The organism is Streptomyces sp. NPDC028722, from assembly GCF_040637655.1.
In the GTDB taxonomy this organism is placed as follows: domain Bacteria; phylum Actinomycetota; class Actinomycetes; order Streptomycetales; family Streptomycetaceae; genus Streptomyces.
Map to the genome: position 1 here is coordinate 51,166 of NZ_JBEZWU010000006.1, position 21,521 is coordinate 72,686.

Below are 21,521 nucleotides of genomic sequence, written 5' to 3' on the forward strand. Positions count from 1 at the left end.
TTCAGACTACCCGTACAAAATTTCTACGCGAGTAGAGTTGGAGGAAACTACGTGAGGAGCATCACGATCGGGTGTCGGACCTGCCTGCCCGTGAAAAATTCTGGGAAAGTTCGACCATCCTCCCGATCCACCTATTGCGCTCGGACACGCGGGTGGATTTAGTCGGGCTTCACTTTGCATTGCCGCGCACGGTACATTTGCATTGCCGGGCACCATACAAATGAATTGGCAATAGCCGATACCCGGCACGTCATCGGCGTTGAGCTGTATCGACGTGCCGCACGAAGGGACCGATATTCGTGGCGCAAAAGGTCGTGGTCACTCTCTTCGACGACATCGACGGCTCGGAAGCGGCGGAGACGATCGCCTTCGGACTCGACGGCCGGTCGTACGAGATCGACCTGAACGAAACCAACGCCAGGAAACTGCGCAAGGCGCTCGCGCCCTACGTCGAGGCCGGCCGCAAGCGGTCGCGGTCGGGCAAGGCGTACAAGCAGACGGAGGTCGCCCCCGACCCGGCGGCCGTCCGCGCCTGGGCCCAGGCCAACAAGATGGACGTGCCCGCACGCGGGCGCATCCCGAAGAAGGTCTACGAGGCGTTCAGCGCCGCGCAGTGAGCCCGCGAAGGGGGCACGTCCTCAGGGTCCGTCAGCGGGCCCTGGGGAGTGCACACTTGGGGGCGAACCGGGTCACAGGGGGAGCCGACTTGCGTTACCCCCCTGCCGATCGGCTAATGTCTGGGACACGCCGAGGGGCGAGGCCGGAAGGCCGGATCCCGAGGACACGCGGGTGTAGTTCAGTAGTAGAACATCCCCCTTCCAGGGGGAAGGCGCAGTGTGCAATTCCTGTCACCCGCTCTGCACCGCCGACATGACCACCCTGGTGGATCAGGTAGGCTGGTGCCGCACCGATCGGTGGGAGCCGGTCGGGGGCAGTGCGGACGTAGCTCAGTTGGTAGAGCGCAACCTTGCCAAGGTTGAGGTCGCGAGTTCGAGCCTCGTCGTCCGCTCAGGAAGAAGACCCCGGTCCAGTGGACCGGGGTCTTCTCGTTGTCCGTCTCCTCGTTGCCCGTCCTCGTTGTCCGTCTTCACCGTGTCCGGGGCCCGCACTGACATGTGTCATGCCGGCTGATGACACCGCGCACTGCCCGCCGGGCCGCGCCGCCGGGACGCTTGCTCCATGGACATCGACGGACACGAGCACGTGATCGAGGCCACCGGCCTCAGGCGTGTCTACGGAGGCGGGTTCGAGGCCGTACGCGGCATCACCTTCTCCGTGCGGCGCGGGGAGATCTTCGCCCTGCTGGGCACCAACGGTGCCGGGAAGACCTCCACGGTCGAACTGCTGGAAGGGCTCGCGGCACCCGCCGCCGGCCGGGTCCGGGTCCTCGGCCACGACCCCCACCGCGAACGGGCCGCCGTGCGCCCCCGCACCGGCGTGATGCTCCAGGAGGGCGGCTTCCCCGCCGAGCTGACCGTCGCCGAGACCGCCCGGATGTGGGCGGGCTGCACCAGCGGGGCCCGGCCGGAGCACGAGGTCCTCGCGCGCGTCGGGCTGGCGGACAAGCGGCGGGTGCGGGTCAAGCAGCTGTCCGGCGGGGAACGCCGGCGCCTCGACCTGGCACTCGCCCTGCTCGGCGATCCCGAGGTCCTCTTCCTCGACGAGCCGACGACCGGGCTCGACGCGGAGGGGCGCCGGGACACCTGGGCGCTGGTGCGGGAGCTGCGGGACGCGGGCACGACCGTGCTGCTCACCACGCACTACCTGGAGGAGGCCGAGGATCTCGCCGACCGGCTCGCCATCCTGCACGAGGGGCGCATCGCCGCCTGCGGCACCCCGGCCGAGGTCACCGCCGGCCGGCCGTCCCGGATGTCCTTCGAACTGCCCGCCGGTTACTTCCCCGGCGACCTGCCGCCCCTCGCCGCACTCGGCGTCTGCGGACACGAGAACGACGGCCGAGTCGTGCGGCTGCGCACCCGCGAACTCCAGCGGACCGCCACCGCCGTCCTCACCTGGGCCGAGCGGACCGGTGTCGAACTGCGCGGCCTCGACCTGCGCTCGGCCTCCCTGGAGGAGGCGTTCCTCGGGATCGCGCGGGACGAGGTGGCGGCGTGAACGGCGTGTTCCCCGGCGCCGGAGCCGGTCGCGCGCACCGTGCCGCCCCCGGTGCCCCGGCCCCCGCGACCCGGCGGCTGCGGGCGCTCGCCCTGGCCGAGCTGGTCCTGCTCGGCCGCAACCGCGGCGTCCTGTTCACCGCGCTCGTGGTGCCGCTCGCGCTGCCGTTCAGCGTGCGGCCGGCCCTGGACCAGCTGGACCTGGAGAAGCACGGCGTGAGCGCCGGCGCGGCCCTGCTCACGGCCGCCGTCGGCTTCTCCCTGCTCTTCACCGTCTACACCGCGCTGGTCAACGTCTTCGTCGCCCGCCGCGAGGAGCTCGTCCTCAAACGGCTGCGCACCGGCGAACCGACCGACGCCGAGATCCTCACCGGCACCGCCCTGCCCGCCATGGCCGTGGGGCTCGCCCAGGCGCTGCTGCTGTGTGCCGGGGGCGCGGTACTGCTGCACACCGGGGCCCCCAGGGCGCCGTACCTGAGTCTGCTGGGGCTCGCGACCGGGCTGGTGCTGAGCGCCGCGCTCGCCGCGCTGACCGCCACCTTCACCCGGTCCGTGGAGAGCGGCCAGATCACCTCGCTGCCCCTGGTGCTGGTGACGATGATCGGCTCGGAGATCATGTTCCCCGCCGAGGTCATGCCGGACAGACTGGCCTCCGTCTGCGCACTGCTTCCGCTGTCCCCGGCGATACGGCTGGTCCGGGCGGGCTGGACCGGGCAGTCGGGCGCCTACGAGATCCTGGGCGCCCTCGCGACCGCCCTGGCCTGGACGCTCGTGGCGGTGTTTGCTGTACGGCGGTGGTTCCGGTGGGAGCCACGGCGCTGAGGAGCGGGGGCGCGCATGACGGGGCGGGTACGGCGCTGGCAGCAGCGGCAGTGGCGGGAGCGCAGCAAGGCCGAACGGGTCGAGCTGTACACCGTCGTCTCCTGGTACGTGTCGGTCTGGGTGTTCTCCCTCGGCTGGCTGCTGCTGCCCCTGGTCGCCGGGCTCGGCCACCGGCCCGTCGCGGTCGCCCTCGGCGCCCTGCTCGTCCTCGTGTCGGCCCTCCAGTGCGCGGCCTCCAGCCGGCTGACCCGGCCCGCGCTCGACCACTACCTGGGCCGCGCCCGGCTGCCGGCCGGCGCGCACCGCGTCCCGGCCGTCCTGCTCGGGGCGGCCCTGGCGCTGGTTCTCACCCTCTCCGCGCTGGGCGCGGCGGACCCGGTGACCGTCCGGTGGGCGGTCACCGCCGTCCTGCTGCCGTTCGGGCTGCTCTACGGACTCACCGTCCCCGTACGGGTGTTCCTGGGCCGGTCGGCGGTGCTCGCGATGCTGGTGTCGGGTGCCGTCTGGCTCACCGACCGCGACGGGGTCGGGCTCCTCGTGACCGCCCTGATGGCAGCCTTCCAGGCGGTGTTCGCGCTGTTCGCCTACCGTGCCGGCGCCTGGACACTGGCCGTGCTCTGGGAGGCGGAACGGGCCCGCGAGGCCGAGGCCCGGCTCGCGGTCGCCGAGGAACGGCTGCGGTTCGGGCGGGACCTGCACGACGTGCTGGGCCGGAACCTGTCCGTGATCTCCCTCAAGAGCGAACTGGCCGTCCAACTCGCCCGCCGGGGAAGGCCGGAGGCCGTGGAGCAGATGATCGAGGTGCAGCGCGTCGCGCAGGAGTCCCAGCGGGAGGTACGGGCCGTCGTACGGGGCTACCGCGAGGCCGACCTCGGTGCCGAACTCGCCGGGGCGCAGGGGGTGCTGGCAGCGGCCGGGATCGACTGCGCGGTGCGTGCGGAGGTCCCCGGACTGCCCGCCGAGGTGCAGTCCGCGCTCGGCTGGGTCGTGCGCGAGGCGACCACCAACGTGCTGCGGCACGGGGACGCGGGCCGGTGCGACGTGGGACTGACCGTGCGGGAGGGACATGTGGTGCTGACGGTGGAGAACGACGGGGTCCCGGACGGGCCGGGCGGCGGTGGCGGCACGGGGCTCGCCGGGCTGCGGGAGCGGCTGGCCGCCGTCGACGGAACCCTTCGGGCGGGCGTGGTCGGGACCGGACGCGACCGGTTCCGGCTGGTCGCGGACGTGCCCCTGACCCAGGTGGGAGGAGTCACCTCATGAACGCTCCGGTACGGCTGCTGCTCGCGGACGACGAGCATCTGATCCGGGGGGCGCTGACCGCGCTGCTCTCGCTGGAGGACGATCTGCTGGTCGTCGCCGAGGCGGCCACCGGCCCCGAGGCACTGGCCATGGCCCGGGCGCACACCCCCGACGTGGCCGTGCTCGACCTTCAGATGCCGGGCGCCGACGGTGTGAAGGTCGCCACATCCCTGCGCACGGAGCTGCCCGGCTGCCGGGTGCTGATCGTCACCGGGCACGGGCGGCCCGGGCATCTGAAACGGGCGCTCGCGGCCGGTGTGCGCGGGTTCGTCCCGAAGACCGTCAGCGCCCAGCGCCTCGCCGAGATCATCCGGACCGTGCACGCGGGAAACCGTTACGTGGATCCGGAGTTGGCCGCTGACGCGATCTCCGCGGGAGACTCGCCGCTGACCGCGCGGGAGGCCGAGGTGCTGGAGCTGGCCGCCGACGGCGCGCCCGTCACGGAGATCGCCGAGCGGGCCGCGCTGTCACCGGGGACCGTGCGCAACTACCTGTCCTCGGCCGTCACGAAGCTCGGCGCCGAGAACCGGCACACGGCGGTGCGTCTCGCCCGCGAGCGCGGTTGGGTATAGTTGCTCTCGCGCCACGGCGCCACGCGGACGTAGCTCAGTTGGTAGAGCGCAACCTTGCCAAGGTTGAGGTCGCGAGTTCGAGCCTCGTCGTCCGCTCCGCATCAGCCCCCCGGTTTCCACCGGGGGGCTTCTTCGTTCCCCTACGACCAGCTGGTGCCCGTCAGCCGCTCGTACGCCTCCACGTACTTCTGGCGCGTCGCCGCCACGACCTTCTCCGGCAGCGGCGGCGGGGGCTGCTCGCTCTTGCGGTCCCAGCCGGACTCCGGCGAGGTCAGCCAGTCACGCACGAACTGCTTGTCGTACGACGGCTGCGCCCGGCCCGGCTGCCACTGGTCGGCCGGCCAGAAGCGGGACGAGTCCGGGGTGAGGATCTCGTCGGCGAGGACGAGCCTGTCACCGTCGAAGCCGAACTCGAACTTGGTGTCCGCCAGGATGATGCCCCGGTCCCGGGCGATGTCCCGGGCGCGCGCGTACACGGCGAGCGTGGCCTGGCGCAGCTGGGCGGCGGTGTCCGCGCCGACCTCGCGGGCCACCTCCTCGTAGGAGACGTTCTCGTCGTGCTCGCCGACCTCGGCCTTGGCGGCCGGGGTGAAGATCGCGGCGGGGAGTTCCGAGCCGTCCACCAGTCCTTCGGGGAGGGCGAGCCCGCAGACCGTGCGGGACTCCTGGTACTCCAGCAGGCCGGAGCCGGTGAGGTAGCCGCGCGCCACGCACTCCACCGGGACCATCCGCAGCGACTTGCAGACCAGGGTGCGGCCCTCCCAGTCGGCGGGGGCGCCCTCGGGGACGTCCGTGCTGATGACGTGGTGGTCGGCCAGGTCGCGCAGCTGGTCGAACCACCACAGGGAGAGCCGGGTCAGGACGCGGCCCTTGTCGGGGATCTGGGTGGGCAGCACCCAGTCGAAGGCGGACACACGGTCACTGGCGACCATCACGAGGTCGCCCGCCTCGTTGCGGTACAGCTCGCGCACCTTTCCGGTGTGCAGGTGCACCAGGCCCGGAACCTCGATCGGCTCGGGCTTTTCTACGAATCCGGACACGGTTCCTCCCCGTGGGTCTGTCCAATCGCCTCGATTCTCCCGTATGAAGTGATCGGCCGCGCCCGGGGGTCAGTCGCGCTTGCAGATACGGTCCAGCAGGTTCGCCGTGGCGCGCTGGACCCGGGGGTCCAGGTGCTCGGGGCGGTCCAGGGCCGGGGACCAGGCGAAGGTGCCGGAGGCGAACACCCAGGCGCCGGAGGGGGCGCGGTAGAGGGAGGTCTCCTGGTGGCGCAGGACGCCGTCGTTGTCCGTGTAGGGGGAGTGCGCGAGCAGGATCCGTTCGTCGTGCTCCGGCAGCGGGGTGCGCGGGAAGTAACGGTCCGCCTCGCCGGCGACCAGACCCTCGATCGGGTCGCCCTCGTGGGCGCCGGTCGCCTCCCACAGCCAGTGGCCGGCGTTGCGGACGATCAGCGGGTGCGGCTCGGGGACGCGGCCCGCGTACTGGATGCCGGCCAGCTGCTGCTCGGGCCGGTCGACCTCCCGCCACAGCACCGGCCGGCCGGGGCCCTTGCGTTTGCGGCAGGTCAGCAGCCGGTCCGGGACGCCGGACGGGGACGGTCCCAGCTCCACCTGCCAGTACATGGTGTTGGCGGAGAGGAACACCAGTGAGGTGCCGCGGTCGCGGGCGTCCTCGACGGCGCGGCGCATCGGCACCGACCAGTACTCGTCGTGGCCCGGGAAGACCAGGCCCCGGTAGCGGGTGGGATCGACGCGGCCGGCGTGCAGGTCACGGGCGTCGGCGTAGGCGAGGTCGTAGCCGTAGCGCTCGGCCCAGCGGATGAAGTCGTAGGCGTGGCCGACGTGCAGGGGCAGACCCGCGCCCGCGTACGGACGGTCGAAGGAGACGGTGGTGGCCGCGTCGGCCTCGCCGAGGAGACGGCCGTGCTCGTCCCAGGCGTGGTAGAGGCTGGCGCCGGTGTGGCCGTCCTCCGGATAGAGGTTGTACGCCTGCCAGGTGATGTCCGGCAGCAGCAGGAGCAGGTCGGCGGGGTGGTCGTCGCGCACCGTGAACGGCACGTGGGAGCGGTAGCCGTCGACGGTGGTGAGGACAGCCACATAGGCGCCGATGTTCCAGTAGGAGGGCACCTGGAGACGCCAGGACAGCCACCAGTGGTGGCAGGAGACCGTGCGGTCGGCGGTCAGCGGCGGGGGCTGGACGATGCCGGAGAGCCGGGGGCTCGTGGTGATCTTGGAAGCGCCGTCGCCGCCGTAGTGGCCGATGCGGTAGATGTCGACGCTGAACTCCTGCGGCGGGTCGACCGTGACGTGGAAGTCGATCGCCTCGCCCGGTGCGACCGCGCCGGTGGCGGTGAAGCCCTTGATCTGGCGGTGCACGTCGTCGGCCGAACGGGGCCCGGCACCGGCCGACCTCGGCGCGGGAACACGCGCGCCTGACCTGCCGGTGTGCTGCTGCGGGCTGGGGTCGACGTACCAGGGGACGACGTGACCCGTGTCGTCGAAGTACGTTTCACTGCCGCGCAGCCAGGGCACCGGGCCCTGACCGAAGGGGTCCGTGACGGCGTGCGCGAGTGCTCCGGACTCCCAGCGGCGGATGTGGTCCGAGGCCATGGTCGCTCCCCTCCCTGGTGCCCCCGTGTCCTGTCAGTGCACACCGGACCGTGCCCGGCCGTGCTGCCGTATGCGGTGTCGTACGTCGCCGTGTCGTATGTCGCGAGCTTTTGCCAACGGCGTGGTCGGTCCCAGCACATCACATAACGCACGGGCTCGGTCACTAGTCGTTGCGAATTGACCTGAAGTGGAAGTCGCCTTTCCGTTACGGCGGCCGGTACGGGCGGTGCGGCGGGGTCAGACGAGCCGTACGGGCTTCTCGGCGCGTATCCCGGACGCGGCCAGCCAGTCGCGCAGCGGGCCCGGGTCGCCCTCCTCGATCAGACTCAGCACCCTGGGCGTCAGATCGGCGGTCCGCTCACCGCCCAGCAGCAGGGACGGGCCGTCCAGCCAGTCCAGGGCCGGGGCCGCGCCGGCGGTGTCGACGGCCGCGCAGCACACCATCGCGGTGACATGGTCGGTGAGCAGCTCGCGGGCGGTGCGCGGCGGTTGCAGCGGGAAGAGCGGCAGACCGCCCTCGTCCCACAGGTCGCTCTCCGCGCTGCGCCGGGCCGCGCCGGCGCCTCCCGTCACGGCACCCTCCTCGCGGGCCACCTCGGCACTCAGCCCGGCGGCGAGAACCGCACTGCGCTCGGTGGTGGGATCGGGATCCTCTTCGTCGCCGTGGAGAGCGTGGGTGCCGGTGGCGGGAGCCGCGGCCCGGCCCGCCGGTTCCGTGAGGTGGTCCAGGACGCGGGCCAGGGTGGCGCCGCCGGGATCGGGGGCCGCGGGGTCCGGGGAGGGGCGCACGCCCAGGGCGTCCAGGACACGGTGCAGGCGGGCCGCGTGAGCGCGCCAGGCGCGGTCCACGACCTCCTCCGGATACGCCTGCCAGTCCACCGGGGCCCAGTCCGGGCCGGTCTCGGCCGGGCCGCCGTGGAAGAGGCGGGCGGCGAGCAGCGAGGCGGCCTCGTCCACGGCGCCGGGCTCCTCCAGCAGGTCACAGGCGGGCCGCTCGCCGAGCCGGGAGGCGAAGCCCTCGGCGAGGCGGTCACGGCGGGACAGCTCGGTCAGCGCCGCCACCACGCCCGCGTCCAGCCGGGCGGGCCAGCGGCCCATGCGCCAGGCGGGCAGCGCCACCCTGGTCAGCAGCCGGTCCCAGCCGGCGTAGGCGAGTCCCACCTGCTCCTGGGCGACGATCCGCAGGCCGTAGTCCACCGTCTTGGCGCGCTCGGCCGCCGCCGCCGCGACCCCGCGCTCCATCAGCGTGGCGTGCTCCCGGCAGCCGCGCAGCAGCAGCCGGGCCACCCAGCCGAGGGCCGCGCACAGCCCGCGCACCGGCGGACAGCGCCCCGGTGTCGAGGCGACGGCCACGGCCGCGTCCAGCCCGCGCACGAAGCGGCGGGCGGCGGCTATGTCCGGGTGCGCCGAGGGGCCCGTACCCGCGATGACCGGGGCGAGGACCGCGCGCAGCTCGCCGACGCGCATCCACCACAGAAAGGGGGAACCTATGACGAGGACCGGCGCGACCGGGTTCCGGCGGCGGGCCGGGGCCCCCGGCCCGCCGGGCGCCGGCCTGTCGGGCGCGGGGTCCGGGGGCGGGCCGTGGGCCGCGTGGGTGCGGTCCTCCAGCCAGCTGTCGCAGTCCGGGGTGAGCGCTATGGCGGACGGGACCGGCACGTCCAGGCGGTCGGCGAGGTCGCGCACCATCCGGTACAGGTCCGGGGCGGTCTTCTCCGCGATCGGCACCGTGGGGCTCACGGCGGGGCGGGCCCGGGCGACGACCAGACCGACACCGGCCGCGGCCAGCAGCACCAGCACGGCGAGCACGCCCACCGTCCAGCGGGCGGCGTCCCACGCCGGGCCGACGAGACGGCCGGTGGAGGCGCCGGCCAGCAGGATCACCGCAGCGCCCGCGGGCAGCAGGGCCACGGCCAGCGCCCGGCCCCGCACCCGCAGCACCGCGAGCGCCCGGGACCGCGCGGCCTGCGCGCCCGCCTCCACACCGATTCCGGTCACGTGCCGACCTCGCCCCCTCGCTGTCCGACGTGTGCCGTTCTGGTCTTGCTCACTCCCCCACTGTGGCACCCGCCACTGACATCGCAATGCCGGTGGGGCCAAGTGCCGGAACGCCTGCGCGGCACCCTAGTTGGGGCCCACGCCCCAGTCAGCCGTATGGGCGATCGCTCACTCGATGGAATGGCTTTGGTCAGAGCTGGGTGACAGACAGCAAAGATCAGGCCCCGGATCGCGATCCGGGGCCTGAGGGAGAAAGAGCAGGTCGGTCAGGCGGGCACGCCTGGGCCGAGCAGGGCCGCAGCCGCGGGTCGGCCCGCCGGCCACGCCGCCTTCGCCGCGGGTCAGCCCTCCGGCTGCGCCACCTTCTTCGCGATGTCCGTGCGGTACTGCGAGCCCTCGAGCCGGATCCTGCCCACCGCCCGGTACGCCCGCTCGCGCGCCTCCGACAGGTCCGTTCCGGTGGCCGTCACGGACAGCACCCGGCCGCCCGCGCTGACGATCGCGTCGCCGTCCCGCCGGGTGCCGGCGTGCAGCACGTACGCGTGCGGGGCGTCGTCGGCGGCCACCTCGTCCAGACCGGTGATCGGGTCGCCGGTACGCGGGGTGCCCGGGTAGTTGTGCGAGGCGACGACGACCGTGACGGCCGCGTCCTCGCTCCACCGCAGGGGCGGCAGGTCGGCGAGGGCGCCGGTGGCGGCGGCCATCAGGACACCGGCCAGCGGGGTCTTCAGCCGGGCCAGCACGACCTGGGTCTCGGGGTCGCCGAAACGGGCGTTGAACTCGATGACCCGGATCCCGCGCGAGGTGATCGCGAGACCGGCGTAGAGCAGCCCCGAGAACGGCGTGCCCCGGCGGCGCATCTCGTCGACCGTCGGCTGGAGGACCGTCTCCAGCACCTCGTCGACCAGCTTCGGGTCGGCCCACGGCAGCGGCGAGTAGGCACCCATGCCGCCGGTGTTCGGGCCCTCGTCGCCGTCCAGCGCACGCTTGAAGTCCTGGGCGGGCTGGAGCGGTACGACCGTCCGCCCGTCGGTGACGGCGAACAGGGAGACCTCGGGGCCGTCGAGGAACTCCTCGATCACCACGCTCCCCCGCTTCGCGGGAGGTGCCCCCATGCACGCGGCGGCGTGCGCCTTGGCGGCCTCCGGGTCGGAGGTGACGACGACGCCCTTGCCGGCGGCGAGGCCGTCGTCCTTGACGACGTAGGGGGCGCCGAACGCGTCGAGCGCGACGGCGGCCTCCTCGGCGGTGGTGCAGACGTAGGACCGGGCGGTCGGCACCCCGGCCCGCGCCATGACGTCCTTGGCGAAGGCCTTGGAGCCCTCGATCCGCGCGGCCTCCCCGGAGGGGCCGAACACGGGGATGCCCGCGGCGCGGACGGCGTCCGCCACCCCGGCGACCAGCGGGGCCTCCGGGCCGACGACGACCAGGTCGGCCCCGAGACGGGTCGCCAGCCCGGCCACCGCGGCACCGTCGAGCGCGTCGACCTGGTGCAGCTCGGCGACCTCGGCGATGCCGGCGTTGCCGGGGGCGCAGTGCAGCGCGGTGACGTGGGGATCGAGGGACAGGGAGTGGCACAGGGCGTGTTCGCGGGCGCCGGTTCCGATGACGAGGACCTTCACGCGCCCAGCCTAATGGCAAGGTCGCCGAACCCAGGGGGGCGGGTTTGTCGTACGTTCCTCCGAACGCGGCGGCCCGCCACCAGGGCGCTGTGCACCCGACGGGACACGCACCACCCGGAGCGACCCGTCACCCGGGAGCGCCCTCCGGCCGTACCGCGGCTCGGCCGAACCGCGGCTCGGCTGTGAAGCGGCTGCGGCTTGTCACTCGTTGGCGATCTCCTCCACCACCGTCGCTCCCAGTTCGCGCACGATCAGTTCGTGGCCGGAGAGTGCCGACTCGTCCAGGTCCGGGTCGTCGTCCTCGGCGGTGTCGTCCTCGGGAGCGACGGGCCGTGGTTCGGGAGCGGCCATCGGCCGGGGAGCAGGGGCGGGCGCGGCGGACGCGCTGTGCGAGGCGGGGGCCTGGGGAGCCGACTGGGACGCCGGGGGGCGGGGGGCGGCGGCCGGGGCGCCGTAGCCACCGCCGGGGGCGCCGCCGTGGCCGGCCGTGGGAGCGCCGCCGTAGCCGCCGCCGTACCCGGACGGGCCGCCCGGGGCTGCGGGGGCGGAGCCGCCACCGGACGGGTCGACGACCGCCTCGATCTTCCAGTGCACGTTGAACTGCTCGGTCAGCGCCTGCCGCAGTACGTCCTCGCTGCCACTGCCGGAGAAGTTGTCACGGGCACCGGCGTTGACGAAGCCGAGCTGGAGCGTGGTGCCGTCGAAACCGGTGACCTGGGCGTTCTGGCTGAGCAGGATCCAGGTGAAGCGGCGGCGGTTCTTCACGGCCTCCAGGATGTTCGGCCACAGCGAGCGCGGGTCGGGGCCGCCGGCAGGGGCGGGCGCCGGGACCGCCGGTGCGGGGGCGGCCTGGCTCGGCTGGGGCTGCGGCTGGGCGGGGGCCGTCGGGCCGGGACCCTGGCCCGGCCCGCCCTCCGCGGGAGCGGCGGCCGTCGGCCAGCCACCGGGACGCCTGCCACCGCCGGCGGTGGCGGCGGTGGGCCAGGCACCGGGGGCCGGGGCGGCCGGGGCTGCCGGCGGTGGCGCCGGGGCCTGGGCGGCGGGTGCGGACACGGCGGCCGGAGCGGGAGTGGGCGTGGGGGCCGGGGTGGGAACCGGGGCCGGCGCAGGAGCAGGGGCCGCAGGTGCGGCGGTGACCGGAGGCGCGTCCGCGGCGACCGGATCCGCCGGAGCACCCGGTCCGCCCCCCCGTACGGCCGCGCGGACCGCCGCGGGGCCGCCGCCGGGCGGCACGGACGCCGCGCCGGCGCTCGCGCCCGCGAGGGCCGCGCCGTGGGCTTCCGGGCCCGGGGCGTAGCCCATGGCGGGCGCGCCGGCACCGGCGGAGAACTGGACGCCGCGCTCGATGCGGTCGAGCCGGGCCATCAGCGACCGCTGGTCGCCGTAGGCGGCGGGCAGGAGCACGCGGGCGCAGATCAGTTCCAGCTGGAGGCGGGGCGAGGTGGCGCCGCGCATCTCGGTGAGGCCCTCGTTGACGAGGTCGGCGGCACGGCTCAGCTCGGCGGCGCCGAAGGTGCCGGCCTGGGCCTGCATCCGCTCCAGGACGTCGGCCGGGGCGTCGATGAGCCCCTTCTCCAGGGCGTCCGGCACCGCGGCGAGGATCACCAGGTCCCGCAACCGCTCCAGCAGGTCGGCGACGAACCGCCGCGGATCGTTGCCCCCCTCGATGACGTGGTCGACGACCTCGAAGGCGGCGGCCCCGTCGCCCGTGGCGAAGGCCTCGACCACGGAGTCGAGCAGGGAGCTGTCCGTGTAACCGAGGAGGGACGTGGCCATGGCGTATGTCACACCCTCCGTCCCGGCGCCGGCGAGCAGCTGGTCCATGACGGACATGGAGTCACGCACGGAACCGGCGCCGGCCCGCACGACGAGCGGCAGCACGCCGTCCGCGACCGGGATGTCCTCTCGCCGGCACACCTCGGCGAGGTACTCCCGCAGGGTGCCCGGGGGGACGAGCCGGAAGGGGTAGTGGTGCGTACGCGACCGGATCGTGCCGATGACCTTCTCGGGCTCGGTGGTCGCGAAGATGAACTTCAGATGCTCGGGCGGCTCCTCGACGACCTTCAGCAGCGCGTTGAAGCCGGCCGACGTGACCATGTGGGCCTCGTCGATGATGTAGATCTTGTACCGGCTGCCGGCGGGGCCGAAGAAAGCCTTCTCGCGCAGGTCACGGGCGTCGTCCACGCCTCCGTGGGACGCGGCGTCAATCTCGATGACGTCGATCGAACCCGGTCCGTTGCGGGCCAGGTCCTGGCAGGACTGGCAGGTGCCGCACGGGGTGGGAGTGGGACCCTGCTCACAGTTCAGGCAGCGGGCGAGGATCCGCGCGCTGGTCGTCTTGCCACATCCCCGCGGACCGCTGAACAGATACGCGTGATTGACCCGGTTGTTCCGCAGCGCCTGCTGCAACGGGTCGGTGACATGCTCCTGCCCGATGACCTCGGCAAAGGTCTCCGGTCGGTAGCGGCGGTACAGCGCGAGAGACGACACGCATACGAGGTTAATGGCGCCCACCGACAACGGGCTCCGCCCGCGGACCCCGGGAACGCAAGCGCCCCCCACGCACCCGCCAGAGCCGACCTACCCTTGCTGCCTTCCGGCCCTGGGGGAGTTCAGTCAGATAGCGCCGCGTGAGGGGCTGCGCCCACAGTACCCGATGCGGGCCCGCGGTCAGTACCCGATGCGGGCCTGCGGGAACGGGTTCGTGAGCACCCCCCACGGTCATGTAATGTTTGCGGCGGAGGATTCGCCTAGAGGCCTAGGGCGCACGCTTGGAAAGCGTGTTGGGGGCAACCCCTCACGAGTTCGAATCTCGTATCCTCCGCCAGTGCCTCACCGGGCACGATGTCGAAGGGCCCCACCGTTCGCGGTGGGGCCCTTCGGCGTCGCCCGTCCGGCCGAGGGAACAGGAACGATCCGACGCGGGACGCCGGTGCGACCCGGGGCCGGACGCCGGTGCAACCCGGGCCGGGTGTCGGAACGACCCGGGCCGGATGCCGGAACGACCGGAGCCCGATGTCGGAACGAGCCGAGGTCTGTCGCGGTCACCTGGTCCGGCTGCCGCCCGGCTGTGGAAGACGCAGGTCACGGGCGGGACGGCCCGGATTCCGCCCCCGCGCGGCCGGTGCCGGCCGGACCACCGCCTTGATAACGGATGTGTACGGCCGCAGCGGACCGGAGGCACTTGGGCGCATACTGGGGACAATGACAAAGCCTGCTGCACCCAAGCGTCACTTGCCGACCAGCCCCTTCAAGGCCCCGGCCGCACCGGCTCCCAAGCATTTCGCCGTGGGCGACCAGGTCACACACGACATGTACGGCCTCGGCCGCGTGATCGGCGTCGAGGAAGGAATCGCGGTCCTCGTCGATTTCGGCTCGGCGCAGATGCGGATCCTGAGCCCGTACGCCAAGATGACCAAGCTGTAGACCGCTGTGCGCGGTCACGGCACGCCGGGCCCCGACAGGGGCCCGTAACGAAAGAGAGACCTCTCATCGAACCGACGTCGCTGTTCTCCGCTCCGGAGGGCCAGCCCCGCAGTTCCACCGCGGGCTCGCCGCGTCCGGCGACGAACCCCTTCCAGGCCCCGGACTTCGGGGAGGACGAGACGCTCTGGACCGAGGACGCCGAGGACCAGGGCCCTGACAGCGCCCCCGACATGCGCGCGTCGCGCCGCGCGGCGGCCTAGCCTCCCCGAGCGCGTCGCGCGGCCGTCGGCCCGGAGCGGCCCGCCTCCACAGGCGGCCGTCCGCCTCCTCCTGCCCGGCGGCTCCGATCTGCTTCTTCCGCGACGTCGGACGGCGTGCCGCGCTCCATGACCGTCCACCGCGTGGTGCCGCGCCCACCGGATGCGGTGCACAGCCCCGCCGTGCTGACCAGGTTGCTCGGGGAGCGGCGCTCCCCGTCGATCTTCCCGGTGCCGGCCCGGCTCGAGGGCGACGAAGTCCCGCGCCCACCCCGTTCCGGCTCGTCCTCCTGCACGACCGCGTGAATTCCGGCCGCGGTCCAGGCCCCCATTGGCCCGATCGGCCTCCATTGACGCCCTGGCACTCCTGCGTGCGCCCGTCGGCCCCCAGGGGGCCGCTCGCTGCCCTGCCGTGACGGCGCGGCTAGCGCGTCACCCGTAGCGGTGCCGTCACCGTCACCTGGTCGAGGTCCGAGACGCGGACCGTCGCCTTCATCGTCCACGTGCCGGGCAGGGGCAGGGTGAAGGAGGGGGCGGACCAGTAGCCGCCGCGGTCGGTGACGCGCGTGTCCAGGGGGCCCAGGTGCCGGGACGGGAGCGTGAGGGTGAGGCGGAGTCCGGGGACGGTGGAGAGGCCGCCGTCGGCGCCGTAGACCACCGCCTGGACGGAGCCGGTGCCGACGCGGCCGGGGTCCAGGGTGATCTGGACCGTGCCCCGGCCCCCGGGGGCGCCGGTGTCGAAGGGGATCGTGGTGACGGATGCCGTGGCGATGCCGGCCGTCACCGGGGCGCCCTCCTGCGCGGACCCGGTCGCCGCGCGGCCGGGAACGGTACTGGTCAGAAGTGTGGTCAGGGCCAGGACCAGCAGGGCGGCCGTCGCCTCCACCAGCACCGAACGCCGCAGCAGGTGGAGAGGGACGGCGGGGGCAGGCTCCGGGGGTTCCGGGGGGAGCGGGGGGCCCGTGGCCGGTTCGGGGACGCGCGCGCGGGCGGGGGTGGCGGCCCGGGTCAGGCGGGCGGTCCAGGTGCGGGAGCAGGCCGCTGCCAGGAGGAGCGCGGCGACCGCGGCGAGCTTGGCCAGGAGGGTACGGCCGTACGTCGTGTCCGTCAGCGCCTGCCAGGAGCCGAGGCCCCGCCAGGACTGGTAGACGCCGGTCAGGGCCAGGACCGTCACCGAGACGGCGGCCAGGCGGGAGAAGCGGGCCGGGACCGCGGCCGGCAGGCCGGCCGGCGCCGGGGTGTGCCGGAACGTCCACAGGAGCGCGGCCAGGCCGCCGAGCCAGGCCGCCATGGCCAGCAGGTGCAGGGTGGCGGAGACGATCGCCGCCGGGACCTGGATGCCCGCCGAGGCGTGGTCGGACGCCGACCAGGTCAGGGACAGGGCGACGGCGAGGACCGCGGCTGCCGCGAGACCGGCACCGCGCGGCAGCCGTACCCGGCGGGTTCCCGGCAGGACCAGAGCGACCCCGGCCGGCAGCAGCAGCGCCAGCCGGGCCAGGAGGAGCTGCCCCGGGCGGGTCGTCGCCGTGTGGGTGAGGGCGGAGAGCCTGAGGGCGGTCGCCGGGGAGGCCGCCTCCTCGTAGGGGGCGCGCAGGAGGTACAGCGCGGCGGTGGACAGGACGAGCGTGACCACGGCGGCCAGGGCGGGGGTGCGCAGGTGGGCCGTCTGCGGCGGGCGGCAGTACGCGACGAACGCGGCCGTACCCAGGAGCAGTGCGAGGGAGAGGTAGGCGAGGTAGCGGGCGATGGTGTGCAGGGCGGTGGTCGCCCCGTTCTCCGTGCGCTCCGGGGGCGGGGTCACCGGGGCCGCCGTGCGCTTGCCGACCGAGAAGGTGAGGGCGCCGGACACCGGGTGGCTGTCGGCCGACACCACCCGCCAGGCGACCGTGTACGTGCCGGTGGCCAGCCGGGCGGGCAGGGACACGCGAGCCGTGCCGGAGCCGCCGGGGGCGTGGTCGGCGGGGCCGGTGCGGAGCCGGTGGTTGCGGGGGTCGTACACACGGAAGGAGTCGGTCAGCAGGCCGACCGGCTCGGTGAAGGTGAGGGTCACGTGGCGGGGGGCCGTACGCAGGACGGTTCCGTCGGCGGGGTCCGAGGCGCGTAGGACGGCGTGCGCGGAGGCGGGGGCGGCCGTGCCCAGCACCAGGCCGAGCAGGAGCGCCGGGAGCAGCAGGAGCGCCGGGAGGGGGCGCCTTGTGACGACCCGGGTGTGCCGCCGTTCCGGTCGTCGGTGTCCGTCGCGCAGCACCGTCGTCAGCCTCCGTCCCCACGACCATTGCACCCGTGCCGGTGCCTCGGTAGGGGTACGGGAAGGAACGCCCGTCTGCTCACCGGGCCGGGGCGCCGTCGGGGGCGCTGTTCGGGCCCTCGTCACCCGGGGAGGGCCACCGCCCGGTCGAGGAACGCGAGTTGGGCGTGCTTCTCCGGCAGGTGGACGTCGGGGAGGTCGATCTCGGGGAGGACGACCGCGGGGCCGCGGCGGAAACCCTGGCGTGCGAAGCGGGCGAGCGCCTTGGTGTTGCGGACGTCCGGGTCGACCACGATCCGCTGCCGGTCCAGGGCCTGGAGCGCGAACGTCGTCACCGCCGTCAGCAGGGCGGACGTCCAGCCGGGGTGCGGGCCTTCGGGGCCGGCGGGGGCGAGGAGGAGGTGCACGCCGAGGTCGCCGGGGCGGACGTCGTAGCACTCGCCCACGCGGTCGGCGGCCGGTTCGTACGTCTGGAGGAGCGCGGCCGGCCGGCCGTCCTTGGTGACGAGGTAGGCGTGGTGGGTGTCGAGGGTGGCCAGGTGGCCGTAGATCTCGGCGACCTGGGCCTCGGACAGGCCGTTCATGCCCCAGAACGCGGCGCGTTCCTCGCTCACCCAGGCGTGGACCAGGCCCGCGTCGCCGTCCGGGTCCAGCGGGCGGACGCGGACGGTGCCGTAACCGTCGATGTGCTGGATGTGCAGGTCAGTCATCGGTCTCCTCGGGGGTGAGCAGGGTCCAGTCGGTGACGACCGGGGCGAGGTCTCCCCCGAGCCACAGGGGGAGCTGGTCACGGTGGTGGGCGGCGCCGGGGACGCCGTCGGCGCCGAAGGGGACCACCCAGCGGCTGTTGTCGCGGTCGGCGAGGTCCCAGACGTAGCGGGCGGCCGGGCCGCGGGCGGAACGGTCGGTGAGACCGGGGACGGACGAGGTGCAGAGCACGCAGTCGTGGTCACCGGCGAGGCCGGGGGTGTCGGGGCCGGAGGGCGGGTCCGCCGGCAGTGCCCTCCAGGGGGCCAGCCGGTGGGTGGCGGACCAGGGCCCGGTGGGGGGTGTGGCGGCGACCTCCTCCAGGGCCGCGCGGACGGCCGCGGCGCGGTCGATGCCGTACAGGCTCCCGGCCCGCAGCAGGTGTTCCAGGGCGTAGCCGACGCGGGGGACCAGGGCCAGCCACGGGAGCAGGACGTCCGGGTAGGCGGGGGGCTCGGCGAGCGGGGCGAGGACGGGGTGCGCGGCGAGGTGGCGGACGACCGCGCCGCGCACCGCCGCGTACACCGCCGCCTCGGTGCTGTCCCCCTCCATGCGGCGGTCCCAGGCGAGGAGGCGGTCGCGCAGGCCGGCCGCGGCGGGGGTGAGGCCGGTGAGGGCGGCGACGTGGTCCAGGAGCGGGCCGGCGGAGGCGAGGTGGGTGTCCGTGTGGATCGCGGCCATGTCGTCGGCGGTCCAGGTGCGGCGCGCCCGGAGGAGGGCGCGGATGCGGGCGGCGCGGTGCGGTGCGGCGAACTCGACACCGAGGGGGGCGGCGAGCCCGCGTTCGTTCGCCATCACGGCGATGCCGTCGTCCGGGGCGGCGTACGGCGTCTCGTGCGTGCCCCGCCATGCGTGGCCGGGTTTCCAGGCGGGGACCGGGTGGACGCGGTTGGCCTCGGCGCGCAGGGGGACGCGGCCGGCGACGCGGTGCAGGGTGCCTCCCCCGGTGTCGGCGGCGTGGACGACGTTGACCGGTTCGGCCCAGGCGTCCAGGGCCCTGTCGACGTCGGAGACGGTGCGGGAGCGGAGGAGGGGGAGGAGGGCGCCGAAGCCGAGGTCCTCCGTGACCCGGGGCGGACAGCGGAGGGCGAGTGCCTCGGCGAAGCCCCCGGTGGGACCGACGCTCCCGCCCGGACCGGCCGTACGGCGCTTCGGACCGGCCGTACGGCACTCCGGACCCGTCGTGCGGCTCTCGTCGCCGGGGGTGAGCGGCCCCGGCGGCACCACCCTGCCGTCGGCGGTCTCGGGCTCGGGCTCCTGTGCCCCCTCCGGTGTGCCGTCCGGGCCGCCCACGATGACCGGGCCCCGGTCGGTCTCGACGATCTCCACTACGAGCGGGGGCCCGCCGGCGATCTCGACGGTCTCGGTGTGGCGTGCGACGCGGTGCCAGGTGCCGTCCGGGGAGAGGGCCTCGACGCCGGTGCCCGTGCGGCGCAGGCGTTCGCGGTAGAGGTCCTGGTAATCGGCCATGGCGTTGGTGATGGCCCAGGCGACGGTGCTGGTGTGGCCGAAGTGGGCGATGCCGGGGACGCCGGGGACGGCGAGGCCGACGACGTCGAACTCGGGGCAGGAGAGGCGGATCTGCTGGTAGACGCCGGGGTCCTCGATGAAACGGTGCGGGTCGCCGGCGATGAGGGCGTGGCCGGTGGCGGTGCGCTCGCCGGTGAGGAGCCAGCCGTTGCTGCCGGCGGTGCCGGGGCCGTCGGTGGCGAACAGGCGGACGGCGTCGGGGCCGAGGTGCCGTATTGCGTGCTCGCGCCAGAGCTTGGCGGGGAAGCCGGCGAATAGGAGGTGGGTGGCGAGCCAGACGCCGAGCGGGGTCCAGGGCCGCCAGCGGCCGGGCGCCAGGCCGGTGCGGGTGAACTCGGGGGCGCGGCGGGCGCCCGCGGGCAGGCCCGCGTTGACGCCGTCGACGTACGCCCTGACCCAGTCGGCCGTCTCGGGGTCCCGGCGTTCCAGGGCGGTGAAGCAGCGGCGGGCGGTGTCGTCCAGCCGGGCGCGACGGGCGAGGACGTCCCAGGAGACGGCCGGGGCGCCGAGGAAGGCGGCGGAGGTGCCCTGCGCGCGGTGCCGTTCGACCTCCAACTGCCAGGCCCGGTCGTGGGCGGTGACCCTGCCCTGGGCATGGGCGAGTTCGTGGACGCCGGAGGCGCGCAGGTGGGGGATGCCCCAGGCGTCGCGGTAGATCTCGGTGGCCACCCGGAACCCTCCCTCTTTTTAGGTTAGCCTGACCTAACTTTCAACGGGGGAATCGTACGCGAGGGGCGGAGGGGTCATGGGGCAGGGGCGGAGTTGGGAAGGCACGGTGCTCAGGCTGCTCGGCGGCAAGGACTTCCGCTGCACGGTCCTCGAGGCCGAGGACGTCACCCCGCACTACCGGCGGCTCCGGCTGAGCGACGGCGGGCTCCTCGCCGCGGCCGGCGTCCACCCCACGATGTGGGTACGGCTGTGGTTCGCCGACGCCGGCCGGCCGCACCAACGCGCCTACACGCTGGTCGACCCCGACCCGGCCGCCGGCACCTTCGGCCTGGAGTTCGCCCTGCACGCGGGCCGGGCCTCCGACTGGGCACGGGCCGCACGGCCCGGCGACACCATGGAGGCCACCGTGCAGGGCACCGGGTTCCGGCACCCGGACCCCGCGCCCTCGCACCTCGTCGCGATCGGCGACCCGGCCTCCCTGCCCGCCGTCAACTCCCTGCTCGGCGCGCTGGCATCCGCCCCGGCGACCGTCTGGTTCGAGGGCGATCCGGCGGGCCTGCCCGGCCCGGCCGGACGCGGCCCGCACGAGATACGGCCGGTGCCGCGCCGGGACGCGGGCGCCCACCTCGTGGCACGGGTCCGCGCCGAACTGCCCGCCGTCCTCGCCGGCAGCCCCGACCCGTATGTATGGATCGCCTGCGACACGGCGACGACCCGGGCGCTCGCGGGCTACGTCCGCGGGGAACTGGGCGTGCCGAAGCAGCGGGTGCACGCGCTGGGGTACTGGCGCGCGGACTGAGAGGCCGCGCGGGATCATCGACCCATGGACGTCACCCTGCACCTCGCCCAGGAGCCCGCGGCCGACGCGCTGCTCGGGCGCTCCCCGCTCGCCGCGCTGACCGGGATGCTGCTCGATCAGCAGATCCCGATGGAGTGGGCGTTCAAGGGACCCCGGACCATCGCGGACCGGCTCGGCACCGAGGAATTGGACGCGCACGAGATCGCGGCGGCCGATCCGGAGGCGTTCGCCGCGGTGCTCGCCGAGAAGCCCGCGGTGCACCGTTATCCGGGCTCGATGGCCAAGCGGGTGCAGCAGCTGTGCCAGTACCTCGTCGAGCACTACGACGGGGACGCCGAGGCGGTCTGGCGGGACGCCGGCAGCGGGGCCGAGCTGCGGCGGCGGCTGGAGGACCTGCCGGGGTTCGGGAAGCAGAAGGCCCAGATCTTCCTGGCCCTGCTCGGCAAGCAGCTCGGGGTCACCCCCGAGGGCTGGCGCGAGGCCGCCGGCCCCTACGGCGAACCGGACTCCTTCCGCTCCGTCGCCGACATCACCGGCCCGGACTCACTGGCCAGGGTCCGCGCGTACAAGCAGGAAATGAAGGCGAAGAAGAAGTAGGAGACCGATCAGACCCACGTGTGCCGCAACTCCCCCAGGGGCGCGGGAAACTGCGCGGCCGACCCTTGACGCACCCGCGGCAGCCCGGCAGCTGCGACCCCCGGCCCCCGGTCCACCACCGTGCCGTGCCGTGCCGAACAGCGGGACACGCCGTCGGCCCCCTCGCACTTCGGCGCACGGTCCACAGCCTGTGCACAACGTCCGCGCGT

General features: G+C 74.2%; 16 protein-coding genes, 4 tRNA genes and 1 other RNA gene. 12 read left to right on the plus strand and 9 right to left on the minus strand.

Annotation, left to right across the window (positions count from 1 at the left end):
* Positions 1-299 precede the first annotated feature (299 nt).
* From AB0F03_RS11710 to AB0F03_RS11745, 8 genes are all read left to right on the plus strand, one after another.
* Positions 300-617 (plus strand): Lsr2 family protein, encoded by a 318-nt coding sequence (locus AB0F03_RS11710; RefSeq protein WP_020940956.1) that lies wholly within the window; start codon positions 300-302, stop codon positions 615-617.
* Between the two features lie 168 nt (positions 618-785).
* Positions 786-857: transfer RNA gene (locus AB0F03_RS11715), tRNA-Gly, on the plus strand.
* Between the two features lie 79 nt (positions 858-936).
* Positions 937-1,009, plus strand: a tRNA-Gly gene (locus AB0F03_RS11720).
* A gap of 170 nt (positions 1,010-1,179) precedes the next feature.
* Complete coding sequence (locus AB0F03_RS11725) at positions 1,180-2,115, plus strand: ABC transporter ATP-binding protein (protein WP_361989262.1); 936 nt, start codon at positions 1,180-1,182, stop codon at positions 2,113-2,115.
* 77 nt (positions 2,116-2,192) lie between these two features.
* Positions 2,193-2,936, plus strand: coding sequence for an ABC transporter permease (locus AB0F03_RS11730; RefSeq protein ID WP_361989972.1), 744 nt, complete (start codon positions 2,193-2,195; stop codon positions 2,934-2,936).
* A gap of 15 nt (positions 2,937-2,951) precedes the next feature.
* Positions 2,952-4,199, plus strand: a complete 1,248-nt coding sequence (locus AB0F03_RS11735) for a histidine kinase (protein ID WP_361989265.1) — start codon at positions 2,952-2,954, stop codon at positions 4,197-4,199.
* On the plus strand, positions 4,196-4,810 hold the full coding sequence (locus tag AB0F03_RS11740) for a response regulator transcription factor (RefSeq protein ID WP_361989268.1): 615 nt from the start codon (positions 4,196-4,198) through the stop codon (positions 4,808-4,810). Before AB0F03_RS11735 ends, AB0F03_RS11740 begins: the two co-directional genes overlap by 4 nt.
* 23 nt (positions 4,811-4,833) lie before the next feature.
* Positions 4,834-4,906, plus strand: a tRNA-Gly gene (locus AB0F03_RS11745).
* Positions 4,907-4,950: 44 nt separating this feature from the next.
* Here the strand turns inward: AB0F03_RS11745 and AB0F03_RS11750 are convergent.
* From AB0F03_RS11750 to ffs, 6 genes are all read right to left on the minus strand, one after another.
* A complete protein-coding gene (locus tag AB0F03_RS11750; RefSeq protein WP_361989271.1) occupies positions 4,951-5,850 on the minus strand; it encodes a phosphoribosylaminoimidazolesuccinocarboxamide synthase in 900 nt (299 codons plus the stop codon).
* A 69-nt stretch (positions 5,851-5,919) separates the two neighbouring features.
* A complete protein-coding gene (locus AB0F03_RS11755; protein WP_356819290.1) occupies positions 5,920-7,419 on the minus strand; it encodes a N,N-dimethylformamidase beta subunit family domain-containing protein in 1,500 nt (499 codons plus the stop codon).
* A gap of 237 nt (positions 7,420-7,656) precedes the next feature.
* Positions 7,657-9,417, minus strand: a complete 1,761-nt coding sequence (locus AB0F03_RS11760; RefSeq protein ID WP_361989274.1) for a hypothetical protein — start codon at positions 9,415-9,417, stop codon at positions 7,657-7,659.
* A gap of 341 nt (positions 9,418-9,758) precedes the next feature.
* On the minus strand, positions 9,759-11,039 hold the full coding sequence (purD, locus tag AB0F03_RS11765) for a phosphoribosylamine--glycine ligase (RefSeq protein ID WP_361989277.1): 1,281 nt from the start codon (positions 11,037-11,039) through the stop codon (positions 9,759-9,761).
* A gap of 201 nt (positions 11,040-11,240) precedes the next feature.
* On the minus strand, positions 11,241-13,529 hold the full coding sequence (locus tag AB0F03_RS11770) for a DNA polymerase III subunit gamma and tau (protein WP_361989280.1): 2,289 nt from the start codon (positions 13,527-13,529) through the stop codon (positions 11,241-11,243).
* 54 nt (positions 13,530-13,583) lie between these two features.
* Positions 13,584-13,682, minus strand: an RNA gene (ffs, locus tag AB0F03_RS11775) — signal recognition particle sRNA small type.
* Positions 13,683-13,778: 96 nt separating this feature from the next.
* Here ffs and AB0F03_RS11780 point away from each other — a divergent pair.
* Positions 13,779-13,866 (plus strand) — tRNA-Ser (locus AB0F03_RS11780).
* Positions 13,867-14,243: 377 nt separating this feature from the next.
* Positions 14,244-14,465, plus strand: coding sequence for a hypothetical protein (locus AB0F03_RS11785; protein ID WP_121788003.1), 222 nt, complete (start codon positions 14,244-14,246; stop codon positions 14,463-14,465).
* A 681-nt stretch (positions 14,466-15,146) separates the two neighbouring features.
* On the opposite strand, the gene AB0F03_RS11790 is transcribed toward AB0F03_RS11785, so the two are convergent.
* From AB0F03_RS11790 to AB0F03_RS11800, 3 genes are all read right to left on the minus strand, one after another.
* A complete protein-coding gene (locus tag AB0F03_RS11790; protein WP_361989975.1) occupies positions 15,147-16,895 on the minus strand; it encodes a copper resistance protein CopC in 1,749 nt (582 codons plus the stop codon).
* A gap of 197 nt (positions 16,896-17,092) precedes the next feature.
* Positions 17,093-17,680 (minus strand): GNAT family N-acetyltransferase, encoded by a 588-nt coding sequence (locus AB0F03_RS11795; protein WP_361989283.1) that lies wholly within the window; start codon positions 17,678-17,680, stop codon positions 17,093-17,095.
* Positions 17,673-19,916, minus strand: coding sequence for a penicillin acylase family protein (locus AB0F03_RS11800; RefSeq protein ID WP_361989286.1), 2,244 nt, complete (start codon positions 19,914-19,916; stop codon positions 17,673-17,675). Before AB0F03_RS11800 ends, AB0F03_RS11795 begins: the two co-directional genes overlap by 8 nt.
* Positions 19,917-19,992: 76 nt before the next feature.
* Here AB0F03_RS11800 and AB0F03_RS11805 point away from each other — a divergent pair, with 76 nt between their 5' ends.
* Positions 19,993-20,715, plus strand: a complete 723-nt coding sequence (locus AB0F03_RS11805; protein ID WP_361989289.1) for a siderophore-interacting protein — start codon at positions 19,993-19,995, stop codon at positions 20,713-20,715.
* Positions 20,716-20,739: 24 nt separating this feature from the next.
* Positions 20,740-21,312, plus strand: coding sequence for an HhH-GPD-type base excision DNA repair protein (locus tag AB0F03_RS11810; RefSeq protein WP_361989291.1), 573 nt, complete (start codon positions 20,740-20,742; stop codon positions 21,310-21,312).
* The last annotated feature ends 209 nt before the right edge of the window (positions 21,313-21,521 follow it).